7 protein-coding genes and 1 pseudogene are annotated in these 14,304 nt (G+C 61.7%); 3 read left to right on the forward strand and 5 right to left on the reverse strand.

Annotated elements, in window-relative coordinates:
* Nucleotides 1-9: 9 nt before the first annotated feature.
* Entirely contained in the window at nucleotides 10-846 is an 837-nt protein-coding gene (kduI, locus tag ACEPP2_RS08035) for a 5-dehydro-4-deoxy-D-glucuronate isomerase (RefSeq protein ID WP_395516267.1), read from the reverse strand.
* Entirely contained in the window at nucleotides 843-1,943 is a 1,101-nt protein-coding gene (bglB, locus tag ACEPP2_RS08040) for a beta-galactosidase BglB (RefSeq protein WP_395516268.1), read from the reverse strand. Before bglB ends, kduI begins: the two co-directional genes overlap by 4 nt.
* Nucleotides 1,944-2,082: 139 nt before the next feature.
* On the opposite strand from bglB, the gene ACEPP2_RS08045 reads away from it, so the two are divergent.
* From ACEPP2_RS08045 to ACEPP2_RS08055, 3 genes and pseudogenes are all read left to right on the forward strand, one after another.
* Nucleotides 2,083-3,135, forward strand: coding sequence for a LacI family DNA-binding transcriptional regulator (locus ACEPP2_RS08045; protein ID WP_395516432.1), 1,053 nt, complete (start codon nucleotides 2,083-2,085; stop codon nucleotides 3,133-3,135).
* 258 nt (nucleotides 3,136-3,393) lie between these two features.
* Nucleotides 3,394-9,594: pseudogene (locus ACEPP2_RS08050) on the forward strand (HAMP domain-containing protein); the annotation flags it as partial.
* Between the two features lie 7 nt (nucleotides 9,595-9,601).
* On the forward strand, nucleotides 9,602-11,326 hold the full coding sequence (locus ACEPP2_RS08055; RefSeq protein WP_395516269.1) for a response regulator: 1,725 nt from the start codon (nucleotides 9,602-9,604) through the stop codon (nucleotides 11,324-11,326).
* Between the two features lie 25 nt (nucleotides 11,327-11,351).
* Here ACEPP2_RS08055 and ACEPP2_RS08060 read toward each other — a convergent pair whose 3' ends face one another.
* From ACEPP2_RS08060 to nirK, 3 genes are all read right to left on the reverse strand, one after another.
* Nucleotides 11,352-12,047, reverse strand: a complete 696-nt coding sequence (locus ACEPP2_RS08060) for a Crp/Fnr family transcriptional regulator (protein WP_077546993.1) — start codon at nucleotides 12,045-12,047, stop codon at nucleotides 11,352-11,354.
* Between the two features lie 79 nt (nucleotides 12,048-12,126).
* Entirely contained in the window at nucleotides 12,127-13,035 is a 909-nt protein-coding gene (locus tag ACEPP2_RS08065; protein ID WP_281977093.1) for an SUMF1/EgtB/PvdO family nonheme iron enzyme, read from the reverse strand.
* Nucleotides 13,036-13,127: 92 nt separating this feature from the next.
* Nucleotides 13,128-14,258: a copper-containing nitrite reductase gene (nirK, locus tag ACEPP2_RS08070; protein ID WP_077546991.1), complete on the reverse strand. Its 1,131-nt coding sequence runs from the start codon at nucleotides 14,256-14,258 to the stop codon at nucleotides 13,128-13,130.
* Between the last annotated feature and the right edge of the window lie 46 nt (nucleotides 14,259-14,304).

Here is a 14,304-nt window from a genome sequence, read left to right on the forward strand (position 1 = left end):
GTTTCGCGCTCACTTCAACTCGGAGAGGGCAACAGGTGCCACGTCGTTGTATTCCTGGTTCTCGCCGGTCATTCCCCAGACGAAGGCGTAGGGCCCGGTTCCGGCGCCCATGTGGATCGACCAGGCCGGCGAAAGCACCGCATTCCCGTCGGCAACAATCAGATGCCGGGTTTCCTCGGGCCGCCCCATCAGGTGGATCACCCGGTCCTCCTTCGATAGGTTGAAGTAGCAATAGGCTTCCATGCGCCGCTCGTGCAGGTGTGGAGGCATGGTGTTCCAGATGCTGCCCTCGGCGAGATCGGTGATCCCCATGAGCAGAAGGCACGACGGCGCGACCTCCGGGTGGATGTACATGCGCAACTGGCGCTTGTTGGAACGCCGCGCATCCCCGAGGTCAAGCGGCTTCGATCCCGCCTGCGTGATGAGCCGGTGCGGGACGTCAGCGCCGGCGGGTACCGAGTTCATGTAGAAGCGGGCTGGACGCTCCGCCGATACGCTCGATGCCGTCAGTGCTCGTGCGCCCCGGCCGACATAGAGCACGTCGCGATTGTTGAGGTCGAAGCTCTGGCCGTCGACGGTGATGGTGCCCGGGCCCCCGAGATTGGCGATGCCCATCTCGCGGGCGGACAGGAGGTGGGAAGTTCCGATGTCCTCGCCGCTTCCGAACTCAAGTGTCTTCGACACCGGAACTGCGCCGCCAAGGATCAGTCGATCCACATGGGTATAGGTGAAGCTCACTGCGTCGGGACGAAAGAGATCCTCGACGAGGAACTCGGCACGCAACCGCTCGGTATCGTAGCCTTTAACATCTTGCGGACCCGCACCGTAGAGAATCTTCATCGTCATGCTGCCTGCACTCCTGCATCGATGTGCCGAAGGGCTTCCGACAGGCAAAGGATCGACAGCGCCTGCCCGTAGCCGGTAGGCTGGAGAGGAATGTCCCTGTAGAACTGCAGGTCGTGACCCATCCGCGTGCCGTAGGAGACGTTGAGTACCGTACCGGTCTCATCGATATTGTTCAGCACCGCCTCGACGGCCTTTAGCCCCGCCACGCGCCATTCCGCGGTACCCAAACCCAAGCGGTGCCCCTTGAGAAGTCCGTAGCCGATGCCCGCGGTCGCAGAGATCTCCTCGTAGGAGGTCGGATCATCGAGCAGCGTCCGCCATGCACCGGAAACTGTCTGGAGCGGTAGCAGTGCGTTTACCTGCGCCACGAGAACACCGAGGAGAAAATCCTTCACGGGCCTCGCCACCTCCGCCAAGTCGAACAGATCAAGAATGCCTGCAGTGATCCATGCATTGCCTCGTGCCCAGCGGGCTTTGGCGAAATTATGCCGGCCGTCGAATGTCCAGCCGTGGAACCACAGGCCGGTCTTGCGGTCGGAAAGGTAGCGGGCATGGACGAGAAACTGGCGCGCCGCCTCGTCGACGAGCTCCTGGCGACCGCTTGCCTGTCCGTAGGAGGCGAGAAACAGGGCCACCATGTAAAGCGTATCATCCCATAATTCGTGATGATTGACCTTGTCGGAGACGTGATGCTCGAAGGCACCTTCCTCCGTTCGTCCCATCTCGGTCATCACGCGGTCCGCCCAGGAATCGAGCGGCTTCTGCCAGCGCGGATCACGGGTCTCTCGCCACAGAACGGAAAGGCCCAGCATGGGTGCTGTGGTGTTGACGTTGAGGGAGGGCAGTCCGGCACCGATTCGTTCGGCATACCAGTCCTCGACCAGTTGCCTCAGGTCCTGGCGGCCGGTGAACAGCCAAAGGCGGATGAGGCCGTAGAGGCCGACGCCCTGCGGCCATTCCCAGCTGTCGAAGGAGATGTAGTCGCCTGCGCTACCGTCAAGATTGGGCTCGTCGAATCGACCATCATGGCGCAGGCCGGTCATCCCCGCGACCAGCAGGTCGAGCTTGCGGCGGATTTCTCCAGCCGATCCTTGCATGTGCATCCTCCCACTCCGTCCAATGTCGGACTGGCGCCTCCTCCGGTTGCGGCGGATGTAAACATTGGAAAAATTCTTGCGCAATCTGAAAATTTTTTGCAGTTTGTCAAATGTGGAGGGGACGTCGATGAATGGCGGCATGGGCAAGCGCGGGAAGAAACCGCGGCGCGTACGGCTGGAGGATATCGCGACCAAGGTCGGCGTGTCGCTCAGCACCGTGTCGCGCGCCCTCTCCGGGGAGAAGGGCGTCCGCGAGGATGTTCGCCTGCGTATTCTGGATGCGGCACGTGATGCGAATTACGCCTTGCCGAAGCCGGTGGCCGGGACAAAGGTCGTTCTTGCGGCCTCCAGTGCGGCGATGATCGATTACGTGCGAAATCAGTTCACGCTCTATGTCCTTGAGGGGATCCGTGACAGGGCCGAGGCAGTCGGGATCGAGATCGTTACCAGGCCCGTGGCGGACGCTGCCGAGGAGCAGAGGGTCCTCGAGGAGGCTAGGCTTGATGAAGAGGTTGCCGGCCTGCTGTTCCTCACGGTGGATGACGAGCGAATGCTTGCGGCCACACGCGACGTTGGCAAGCCGGTCGTTCTGATCAATGGCGATGACCCGCTCATGAGGCTCTCAAGCGTCACCCCCTGCAACAGGTCGGCCGCCCAACTGGCGACGGAGTACCTGATCGAACGAGGACATGAGCGCATCCTGTTTCTCATGCGTCCGGGCCGCAGAACCATCGTTAGGCGGTTGGAAGGATGGCGAGACGCCCTGGCGCAGCATGGACTGCCCCATCCGGACGACCTTGTGATGTCGGTCGATGACTGGCTGCCGGAACTCGCCGATCAGGTCATCTCGGATCGGATCGGGCAGCGTGGGCTTGACTTCACCGCCGTCCTGGCAGCCGGCGAGAGCCTTGCCGTGGGTACCATGCGTGCCCTTGAACGCGCCGGCTATGGCGTTCCTGACGACGTGTCAGTGATGGGAATGGACGATCTTCCCCAGGCCGCCTTCCTTAGCCCGCCGTTGACAACGGTGCACATACCGGCACGGGAGATCGGGATGACGGGAGTGGATCTTCTGCGCGACATATGTGCGGGATCGCCTGCACTGCCACGCCGGGTTGAACTTGCCTGCCACATCGTCGAGCGCCAGTCGGTCGCGGGTCGTCGAGAAAACAAGGCGGCGGAAGAAGCATAGAAGGGCTCTCCGACAGCCTTCCCTCAACAACCTTTGTATCTTTGGGACGACAGGTCTGGCGACTTGATCGTGTAAATCGCGCTGGCCGTTGCCGCAGATGATCGCCGCCCTATTTTCTGCCGATCGTGTATCGACTTTGAGGGGGCGCAGTTGGTCAAGGCACGTGAAAATTCGGCCGACAATCCGGATCAGTCAGCTGCCGAGATGGTCTCATCCCAGGGATCAGCCGGCATGTCCACAGGCGAGGCATTGCAGTTGGCGGCCTTGCTGGATGTCCTGCAACGGGTTCGCGGAGGCGACTTCACAGCAAGGCTGAGCTCCGACTATACCGGCCTGTCAGGCCGGGTCGCGGATGCCTTCAACGAGATCATCGCGGCCAATCAGCGCATGGCGGCACAGCTTGACCATGTAGGCCAGCTCGTGGGCCGGGACGGGCGGACGAAGAATCGTGTTCGGCTTAGCCTTTCGGGCGGTGCCTGGAGTGACATGGAGGATTCCGTCAACGCTCTGATCGACGATCTCGTATGGCCGACCCATGCTATGACGCGAACGATCTCGGCTGTTGCCAAGGGTGACCTGCTCCACACGGTGCCTCTCGATGTCGATGGACGCCCCCTGAAAGGGGAGTTCCTGCGTTCGGCGGAGATCGTCAACGGTATGATCCGGCAGCTGGGTGTCTTCACCTCAGAGGTAACGCGCGTCGCCCGGGAAGTCGGCACGGATGGCAAGCTCGGCGGGCAGGCTCATGTTCCAGAGGTGACCGGCGTCTGGAAGGACCTGACCGAAAGCGTCAATTCCATGGCGTCGAACCTGACGGCGCAGGTGCGAAACATTTCCGACGTGACGATCGCCGTCGCGAATGGTGACCTGTCCAAGAAGATCACCGTCGATGTTCGGGGCGAGATCCTCCAGTTGAAGGAAGCGATCAACACGATGGTGGACCAGTTGCGGTCCTTCGCGTCGGAAGTGACGCGAGTCGCCCGGGAAGTCGGCACGGAAGGCAAGCTTGGCGGCCAGGCGATCGTACCGGGTGTCGCGGGCACCTGGAAGGACCTGACGGACTCGGTCAATGCCATGTGCGGCAATCTGACCGATCAGGTTCGCAATATTGCCGAGGTGACCACGGCCGTGGCGCGTGGTGACCTTTCGCGCAAGATCACGGTCGACGTGTCGGGCGAAATCCTGGAACTGAAGGAGACCATCAATACGATGGTCGATCAGTTGAACGGGTTTGCGGGCGAGGTGACGCGCGTTGCGCGTGAAGTCGGCACCGAGGGAAGGCTTGGCGGACAGGCGAAAGTGCCGGGTGTCGCCGGCACCTGGAAAGACCTCACCGACAACGTCAATTCCATGGCCTCCAACCTGACAGCCCAGGTGCGAAACATCGCTGAAGTCTCGACGGCGATCGCTAACGGCGACCTGTCGAAGAAGATCACGGTGACCGTGTCGGGCGAGATTCTCGAGCTGAAGGAGACTATCAATACGATGGTCGACCAGTTGAACTCCTTCGCCGGTGAAGTCACGCGCGTCGCCCGAGAGGTCGGTACCGAGGGCCGACTGGGCGGTCAGGCAAATGTGCGCGGCGTTGCCGGAACCTGGAAGGACCTCACCGAGAACGTCAACTCCATGGCCGGAAACCTCACGGCTCAGGTCCGCAACATTGCTGAAGTCTCGACGGCGATCGCCAACGGCGACCTGTCGAAGAAGATCACCGTTGATGTGAAGGGCGAAATCCTTGAACTCAAGGAGACCATCAACACGATGGTCGACCAGCTGAACGGCTTTGCCGGCGAGGTCACGCGCGTCGCCCGCGAGGTCGGGACGGAGGGTCAGCTGGGCGGCCAGGCCAATGTCCGCGGCGTTGCCGGTACGTGGAAGGACCTGACCGACAGCGTCAACTCCATGGCATCGAACCTGACGGCGCAGGTGCGCAACATCGCCGAGGTGGCGACCGCCGTCGCGCAGGGGGATCTCTCGAAGAAGATCACGGTGACTGTCTCGGGTGAGATTCTCGAACTGAAGGAAACCATCAACACGATGGTGGACCAGCTGAACGGGTTCGCCTCGGAAGTGACCCGTGTCGCACGAGAGGTCGGGACCGAAGGTCAGCTGGGCGGCCAAGCGAATGTGCGCGGCGTTGCCGGCACGTGGAAGGATCTGACCGACAGCGTCAACTCCATGGCATCCAACCTGACGGCTCAGGTGCGCAACATCGCCGAGGTGTCGACAGCGATCGCCAATGGCGACCTGTCGAAGAAGATCACCGTCGACGTGAAGGGTGAAATCCTTCAGTTGAAGGAGACTCTCAACACTATGGTCGACCAGTTGAACCGCTTTGCCTCGGAAGTTACGCGCGTTGCGCGCGAGGTGGGAACGGAGGGGAAGCTCGGTGGCCAGGCACAGGTGCCGGGCGTTGCCGGAACGTGGCAGGATTTGACCTACAACGTCAATTCGATGGCCTCGAACCTCACCGATCAGGTCCGCAACATTGCCGAGGTAACGACTGCGGTTGCTCGCGGCGACCTGTCGCGGAAGATCACCGTCGACGTCAAGGGAGAGATCCTCGAACTGAAGGACACCATCAACACGATGGTGGACCAGTTGAACGCTTTTGCCGGCGAAGTGACGCGGGTCGCCCGCGAGGTCGGGACGGAGGGCAATCTCGGCGGCCAGGCTCAGGTACCGGGCGTTGCCGGAACGTGGAAGGACCTGACCGATAACGTCAACTCCATGGCGGGCAACCTGACGGCGCAGGTCCGCAATATCGCCGAAGTCGCGACGGCGATCGCCGGCGGCGACCTTTCCCGAAAGATCACGGTCGACGTGCGCGGCGAAATGCTCCTGCTGAAGGATACGCTGAATACGATGGTCGACCAGTTGCGGTCCTTCGCCGGCGAGGTGACGCGCGTCGCTCGCGAGGTGGGGACGGACGGGCGGCTCGGCGGCCAGGCCGTCGTCCCCGGTGTCGCGGGCACCTGGAAGGACCTGACCGACAACGTCAACCTTCTCGCGGCCAACCTTACGACGCAGGTGCGCAACATTGCCGAGGTCACCACGGCAGTTGCGCGCGGTGACCTGTCCCGCAAGATTACTGTCGAGGTAAAGGGCGAGATCCTCGAGCTGAAGAACACGATCAACACGATGGTTGATCAGTTGAACGCCTTTGCCGGCGAAGTGACGCGTGTTGCCCGCGAAGTTGGGACCGAAGGTAAGCTCGGAGGTCAGGCCCAGGTTCCCGGGGTCGCGGGCACGTGGAAGGATCTGACGGATACCGTCAACGTCATGGCGACGAACCTCACCGAACAGGTCCGAGGCATCGTCAAGGTGGTGACGGCGGTTGCAAATGGTGACCTCACCCAAAACCTGACAGTCGCCTCGAAGGGGGAGGTTGCTGCCCTTGCAGACACCATCAACAACATGACCCACACCCTTGCTACCTTCGCCGACCAGGTGACCTCGGTTGCCCGAGAGGTCGGCGTCGAGGGGCGGCTGGGCGGCCAGGCGAGAGTCCCGGGTACGGCGGGTATCTGGAAAGATCTCACCGGCAACGTAAACCTTCTGGCCGCGAACCTGACGACCCAGGTCCGCGCCATCGCCGAGGTTGCCACGGCAGTGACCAAGGGTGATCTGACGCGGTCTATCCAGGTCCAGGCAAGGGGCGAAGTCGCCGAGCTCAAGGACAATATCAATACGATGATCGGTAATCTGCGGCTTACCACAGAGCAGAATACCGACCAGGACTGGCTGAAGACGAACCTCGCTCGCCTGACCACCACGTTGCAGGGCCAGCGGGAACTTGCTCTCGTCGGCCAGACGCTGCTACGGGAGCTGGCGCCGCTGGTCAGCGCACATCAGGGCGTCGTCTACCAAGTGAAGCAGGAGGTGGATGAACCGGCACTGGTGCTGCTTGCGACCTACGCGGACGGCGTCGGCCAATCGCATCCGCGCAGGATGCAGCTCGGCGAGGGTTTGATCGGGCAGTGTGCGCGTGATGGCCGGCAGATCCTGATCAGCGACATGCCGGAGAACGTCGTGCCGATCGGCTCGGGAACCTTCTCGGCCTTGCCGCGCAGCGCCATCGTCCTGCCGATCCTCTTCGAGGGACAGGTCAAGGCGGTGGTTGAGCTGACCTCCGTCGCGAACTTCACCGAGCTGCAGCTTTCCTTCCTGGAACAGCTCACATCGTCCATGGGAATCCTGCTGAACTCGATCGAAGCAACGATGCAGACTGAAGCCTTGCTGCAGCAGTCGCAGCAACTTGCGGCGGAACTTCAAACGCAGCAGAGCGAACTGCAGCAGACCAACGAGCAGTTGGAGCAGAAGGCCCAGCAGCTGGAAGAACGCAATGTGGAAGTGGAGGCGAAGAACCAGGAGATCGAGCAGGCAAGACGGGCTCTCGAGGAGAAGGCGACGGAACTGGCGCTCACCTCGAAATACAAGTCCGAATTCCTGGCCAACATGTCGCATGAACTGCGGACGCCGCTCAATTCGATCCTGATCCTCGGGCAGCAGCTCGGGGAAAACCCCGACGGAAACCTGTCGTCCAAGCAAGTAGAATTCGCAAAGACGATCCATGGTGCGGGCACCGACCTTCTCAATCTTATCAGCGATATCCTGGACCTGTCGAAGATCGAGTCCGGAACGGTCTCTGTCGAAGCCGAGGAGATCGCCCTTGGCAATCTTCTCGAAGTGATGGCGCGGCCATTCAGGCACGAGGCGGAATCCCGTGCACTTACGTTCGCGGTCGACCTGGATGACAGCCTGCCCCGCACTCTGATCACCGATGCCAAGCGGTTGCAGCAGATACTCAAGAACCTCCTGTCGAACGCGTTCAAATTCACCTCCGAGGGCGGTGTCCAGTTAAGAGTTGAAACGGCCGCAAGTGGATGGAGTGAGAGCCGCCCTTCCCTCAAGAACGCCCCGGCCGTCATCGCCTTCCATGTTTCCGATACCGGCATCGGCATTCCGGTCGAGAAGCAGAAGATCATCTTCGAGGCATTCCAGCAGGCGGATGCCTCGACGAGCAGGAACTATGGCGGGACCGGCCTGGGACTGGCAATCAGTCGCGAGCTTGCCAACCTCCTGGGCGGCGAGATCCAGCTTTCCAGCACTCCTGACGAGGGGAGCACTTTCACGCTCTACCTTCCGCTGACCTTCGTCGGGGCGGCGACGCAGCCGGTCCGTAGCAGGACGGGCGGGATGAAGAGCCACAATCATGGGCTCGCGCGCCGTTCCAACGGCATCGGTGAAGTGCCCGAAGACGATCGCTACGAAATCAGTGGTCGCGATGCCATCCTGCTGGTCGTCGAAGATGACGCCGGATATGCTTCCTTGCTGCGGGATGCTGCACGCGACAAGGGTTTCAAGGTGCTGATCGCCGGCCGCGGCACGGATGCGCTGGCGCTGGCCCGGGATTATCGTCCGACTGCCATATCGCTTGACATCTGCCTCCCCGACATGCTCGGCTGGACTGTTCTCAGCCAATTGAAGCAGAGCCCCGAGACCCGCCACATCCCGGTACAGATCATCAGCGTTGACGAAGACCGCCAGCATGGCCTCACGCGCGGCGCCTTCGCCTTCACCCATAAGCCGGCGACAAGTGACGGACTGGGAGAAGTCTTCTCGAGGTTGAAGAGCTTCTCGGAAACCAGCCGGAAGCGTCTCCTGCTTGTCGAGGATGACGAAAACGAGCGCTTCAGCATCACTGCCCTGCTCGGCCATAGCGATATTGACATAACCAGTGTCGGTACCGGTTCGGAGGCGCTTCGAATACTCGAGAACGAGCCAGTCGACTGCGTCGTCCTCGACCTTTCACTGCCCGACATGTCCGGGTTCGAGGTGCTGGAGAAAATCTCCGAAGATGTGAGGATGACGGATGTGCCCGTTGTCGTGTTCACGGGACGCGACCTCTCCCCGACCGAAAGTGCCCGGCTTCAGACCATGGCGCGGAGCGTGGTAGTGAAGGGTGTGGAATCGCCGGAACGTCTGCTGGATGAGACTTCCCTTTTCCTCCATCGGGTAATCGCCGACATGCCACCCGCCAAGCAGGACATGCTCGAGAAGCTGCATAGTTCGGACGTGGAGCTTGCCGGCAAGACGGTGCTGCTCGTCGATGACGACGCGCGAAACATCTTTGCCCTCAGCAGCGTTCTGGAACGGCGCGGCATGAAAGTGCTGACGGCGACGACCGGAAGCGAGGCGATTGAGATCATCAACGCCCAGTCCGACCTCTCGCTGGTGCTCATGGATATCATGATGCCGGGCATGGACGGATATGAGACAATGCAGGTAATCCGTAAGGACGAACGTCACAGCCGCCTGCCGATCATCGCGCTGACGGCCAAGGCGATGAAGGGCGACCGTGAGAAATGCCTGGAGGCGGGCGCCTCGGATTACCTTGCCAAGCCCGTCAATACGCAGGAGCTGCTTTCGGCACTGCGCATGTGGCTCCACGAGTGAGATGACCATGCCTGATCCCGTCAACATTCTGCTCGTGGACGACCAGCCCGCCAAGCTCTTGAGCTATGAGGTAATTCTCCAGGAGCTTGGCGAAAACCTGCTCGTGGCTCAGTCGGCGCGGGAGGCGCTGGAACATTTGCTTCGCACCGATGTCGCCGTGATCCTGGTCGATGTCTGCATGCCAGAACAGGACGGGTTCGAGCTTGTCGAGCTGATCCGCGCCCACCCTCGGTTCGAGAAGACGCCCGTGATCTTCGTATCGGCCGTGATGATGACCGAACCGGACCGCCTGCGAGGCTACGCGGCCGGCGCGGTCGACTATGTGTCCGTCCCGATTGTTCCGGAAGTCCTTCGTGCCAAGGTGCGGGTCTTCGTGGAACTCTACCGGAAGACCCGGGAACTCGAGCGGCTGAATGCGGACCTTGAGCGCAGGGTTCAGGAGCGGACAGCCGAACTCGAAACGTCCTACCAGCAGCTACAGAGCCTCAACGAGGAACTCGAAAGCCGGATCGAGCTTCGTACCCGGGAGCGGGAGGAGGCGATGGCGCAACTCTTCGAGGCCCAGAAGCTGGATACGATCGGTCAACTCACCGGCGGGGTCGCCCATGATTTCAACAATCTGCTGATGGCCGCGCTCGGCAGCCTCAGCCTTTTGCGCAAACGCATCCCGCCCGAGGAGAAGAACCTTCGGTTGCTCGACAATGCGGTCCAGGCTGCCGAACGTGGCGCGGCACTGACCCAGCGCCTGCTTGCCTTCGCACGCCGGCAGGAGCTCAAGCCTCAGGCCGTCGATCTCGTGCAACTCCTCGGCAGCATCGAAGGGCTGCTGCAGCGGGCGGTGGGTCCGACCATCCGGCTTGAGAACCGGCTTCCCGGTGAACTGCCTCCGGCCCTCGTGGATGCCAACCAGCTCGAGCTGGCGATCCTCAACCTTGCCGTCAACGCCCGCGATGCAATCCAGCAGGAAGGCGTCATCTCGATCGACGCCGAAGAAACCATTCCCGGCGATCACGATCTCCCGCCAGGGCTGTCGGCTGGACGCTATCTGCGGGTGCGGGTTGCCGATACCGGTTCGGGTATGGACGAAGAGACGCTTGCGCGTGCGGCCGAGCCCTTCTTCACCACCAAGGGGCTCGGCAAGGGAACGGGTCTCGGACTCTCGATGGTCCACGGGCTGGCTGCCCAGTCAGGGGGAATTCTGCAGCTTCACAGCACCCCTGGCGAAGGGACCACGGCAGAGCTTTGGCTGCCCGTCGCCAAGGATGACGTTTCCGAGCAGGCCGGGGAGCAATCTGCTTGGAGCGCTTCCACGGAGGCCGAGGCTGCCGCCTCCCTGCGGATACTGGTGGTGGACGACGATGTCCTTGTCTGCATGGGCACGGTCGACATGCTGGAAGACCTTGGCCACAGGGTCACGGAAGCCAATTCCGGACAGGCGGCCCTGGAAATCGTGAACTCAGGGCAGAGTTTCGATCTGGTTATCACCGACCACGCCATGCCCGGAATGTCGGGAGCCGATCTTGCCCGCTCGTTGCTTAGCGCCAATCCGGGACAGCCAATCATTTTGGCATCCGGCTATGCCGAGCTTCCGGATGGCGCATCGGTCGGAGCCCTGTCGCGGCTCGTCAAGCCGTTTACGCAAGAGCAGTTGGGACAGGCGATATCCATGGCGATCAGCAGGGACGCTACGACATCCGGCCACGCTCCGCTTCAAAGAAACGGGACAATGTGACCGCGTCCGCGGCCTCTGATCAGACCTAATCCTTGGCAGTCTCAGCCAAGTCCGATAGGCCCTTGATATCGCGGACGAGGAGCTTCTGTCGCCCGCCTTCCACAAGCCCCTTGCTTTCCCAGGCGCTTAGGATCCGTGAAACGGTATGGAGCGTCGTTCCCGTCATCTCGGCGATGTCCTGGCGCGAAATCGGGAAGTCAATCCTTACGCCTGAGCCCTCGGCCTTGCCAGCCTGCTTCGTCAGACGGAGCACCGCGTGGGCAACGCGCCGCTCCACTTCCTCGGTCGACATCTCACGAATTCGGGTATGGGCCTCCTCGAGACGCTGACCGATCGTGTGCATTGCCGAGACGGCAAGGCGCGGATGGTGGTCGATGAACTCTGGCCAGAGATGCGTCGGCCAACTGAGTGCAACGCTTTCAGCGGCGGCAATCGCCGTTCCCGGGTAGTCTGCTCGCTGCAGCGCCTTCGCGAACCCGAAGAGATCCCCGGGGTGGACTACGCGGACGATGATCTGCTGGCCGCTCGCTGTCACCTGCGTGACCTTGAGGCGTCCATGGAGAAGCAGGAAGAAATGCGTCGCCGCTGCCCCTTGCTCGAAAACGGCTTCGCCGGGTGGGACGCGCCGCGAGGTGGAATGCGCCAGCAGCTTCTCCAGGCTTTCGTCGCTCATCTTTTCGAACAGCGGGAATGCCCGGACCAGGCTCTTGTCGATCTTCACTCTGTCACTCTCCGATATCGCGGTGCAGGATACATGATCACTACCGCTGTCGGAAGAGGCGAAGCCAGACGGCGCGCGGCTAACCTGCCAGGCCCTTCGCGCGAAGCATCTGCAGAACCGGGGCGTACCACGCTGTCGACTTCACCAGCCGGAAGCCCAGATTGTCCGGGGGCGTCCCGACTGAGCAACCGCCGCCGCGAGGGTCGCGGATGAAGCTGCTGGTCGGCGAACGATGTGGACCGACGGCCACGTTGACGCCGCAGATGGTCTCCACGCCCTTCTGGCTCCCGTTGTCATAGAGGTTGACCCGTCTGTGGCAGGTGCTTGTCCACTCCCAGACGTTTCCACCGAAATCGGCAAGGCCGAATTCGTTTTCCCCGAAGCTGCCGATAGGCTGCGGTGCCGGATTCCGCTTTGATCGCGACGCGGCTTCACGTTCGTAGTCGGCGATCCATTTCAGGGCCGGATTCTTGTTGTCTGGATCGAGCCCGGAGGCATCGTCGGGAAAGCTCTTGCCGGCGGCAAACGCTAGGTCCTGATCGGATGGTAAGGTCCAGTATTCGCCGGTCTTCTCCGAAAGCCAGCGCGCGTAGGCCTGGGCGTCGTCGTAGTTGACGCCGGTGACGGGAAGGTTCGTGTCGGATGTGCTGGGACGTGCTGCAGGCGCGCAGGCGCCGTCCATGACGCAAGCGTCGTATTCCGACAGCGTCACCTGATACTTCATGATGGTGAGTGCATCTGTGCGCGTTACAGTCGATTTCGGAGCGTCGATCGGATGAACTCCCCGCACGTACTCGCCGTCTGTCCGATACTGGAAGGTACGGGGTGGGATGACCACAGTCTGTGGCTGGTAGAGAGCAGCCGTGGACGGAGCGGCCGCGAAGAAGCCGGCCTGGTGAGCAATGCCGATGCCGAGAGCCGAAATCAGGGCCAGTGGAAGGGCGGTCTGGAAGAGCGAGAAAGCGGTCTTGCTTGCTGCGGCGGACATGATCGCCTCCTTGGGCGAACCTCGGGCAGTGGCCCGTCAACATGTCATTTGAGGTTTGGAGGCGCGGGCGAACCCGCGCCTCCGGTTGTCGATCAGCTTCCGGTCGGCGAAACGATGGCCGTCATCAGGTCGTCGTTCCAGTCGCCGGTCACTTTGAAGTGTGCCGCGGCGCCGAGTTCGAAAGCCTCGATCAGGTTGTGGTTCACGTAGGCGTAGATGCCCGGCTGCTCGAAGGTGTAGAAGGCTGCGCCGGCGGTTCCGCCAGGGATGAACCAGGTCTCCTGGTCCAGATCCGGAGGGTTGCGGAACTTGCCGGTTGCCCAGACATAGTCGCCATGACCGCCGATCAGGTGCGGACGGGTGTCCCGGTTTGCCTGCGAATGGACGATCAACACCTTTTCGCCGACAGCGGCGGTCATGGCGTTCTCGCCCGTCAAGGCACCGACGGCGCCGTTGAAGACGATGTGCGTGGGTGTCAGGGTCCGCATGACTTCCAGAGTGTCGGCATAGGATTCGCCCACGCTGTCATACTTCTTGAAGTTGCCCGCCTCGTCGCGCGGCACGTAGAAGTCCTGTTCGCCGACATAGTAGATCTTGTCGTAGACCAGTTCCTTGCCGTGGCCGTCCGTCAGGCCTTCGCGCGGCAATACCATGATCGCGCCGTTCATGCCCGAGGTAACGTGCCAGGGAACCATCCCGGGAGGTGCGCAATGGTAGACGAAGACACCTGCCTTGGTGGCCTTGAAGCGCAACACAGCCTTCTCGCCGGGGTTGACGATCGTCAGCGCTCCACCGCCCAGCGCACCCGTTGCCGAGTGGAAGTCGATGTTATGTTGCAGTTCGTTCGTTTCCGGGTTGATCAGCGTCAGCTCGACGTAGTCGTCCTGGTGAACCACCATCATCGGACCAGGGACAGAACCGTCAAACGTCATGGCGTGAAGTTCGGTGCCCTGGTCGTCGATGACCATCTTCTTTTCCTGGATCGTCATTGTGAATTCGACGATCTTCGGCGGGCCATCGGCCTTCTGGGTGTGGGCATGAACGAATGGGGGCTTTACCAGGTCAACCTTGACGCGCTTCAGCGCAGACAGATCCGTCGGGGTGGTAATGGGGGCGACTTCCTCATTCGCCCTGGCGAACGAGGCCTGGACGAGTGGACCAATGGCGCCGGCAATGGCAGCACCGGCCAACATCGAACGTCTGGTCAAATTGAACTGTGTCATCGTCTTTCTCCTAGACTGAGTGGCGGAGCCATCTCCGTCTCTCTGG

Source organism: Pseudorhizobium flavum, from assembly GCF_044142885.1.
GTDB lineage: Bacteria > Pseudomonadota > Alphaproteobacteria > Rhizobiales > Rhizobiaceae > Neorhizobium > Neorhizobium flavum.

Coding starts and splice junctions, on each gene's coding strand:
- kduI (WP_395516267.1), bottom strand. CDS start 846: ATGACGATGAAGATTCTCTACGGTGCGGGTCCGCAAGATGTTAAAGGC.
- bglB (WP_395516268.1), bottom strand. CDS start 1,943: ATGCAAGGATCGGCTGGAGAAATCCGCCGCAAGCTCGACCTGCTGGTC.
- ACEPP2_RS08045 (WP_395516432.1), top strand. CDS start 2,083: ATGGGCAAGCGCGGGAAGAAACCGCGGCGCGTACGGCTGGAGGATATC.
- ACEPP2_RS08055 (WP_395516269.1), top strand. CDS start 9,602: ATGCCTGATCCCGTCAACATTCTGCTCGTGGACGACCAGCCCGCCAAG.
- ACEPP2_RS08065 (WP_281977093.1), bottom strand. CDS start 13,035: ATGTCCGCCGCAGCAAGCAAGACCGCTTTCTCGCTCTTCCAGACCGCC.
- nirK (WP_077546991.1), bottom strand. CDS start 14,258: ATGACACAGTTCAATTTGACCAGACGTTCGATGTTGGCCGGTGCTGCC.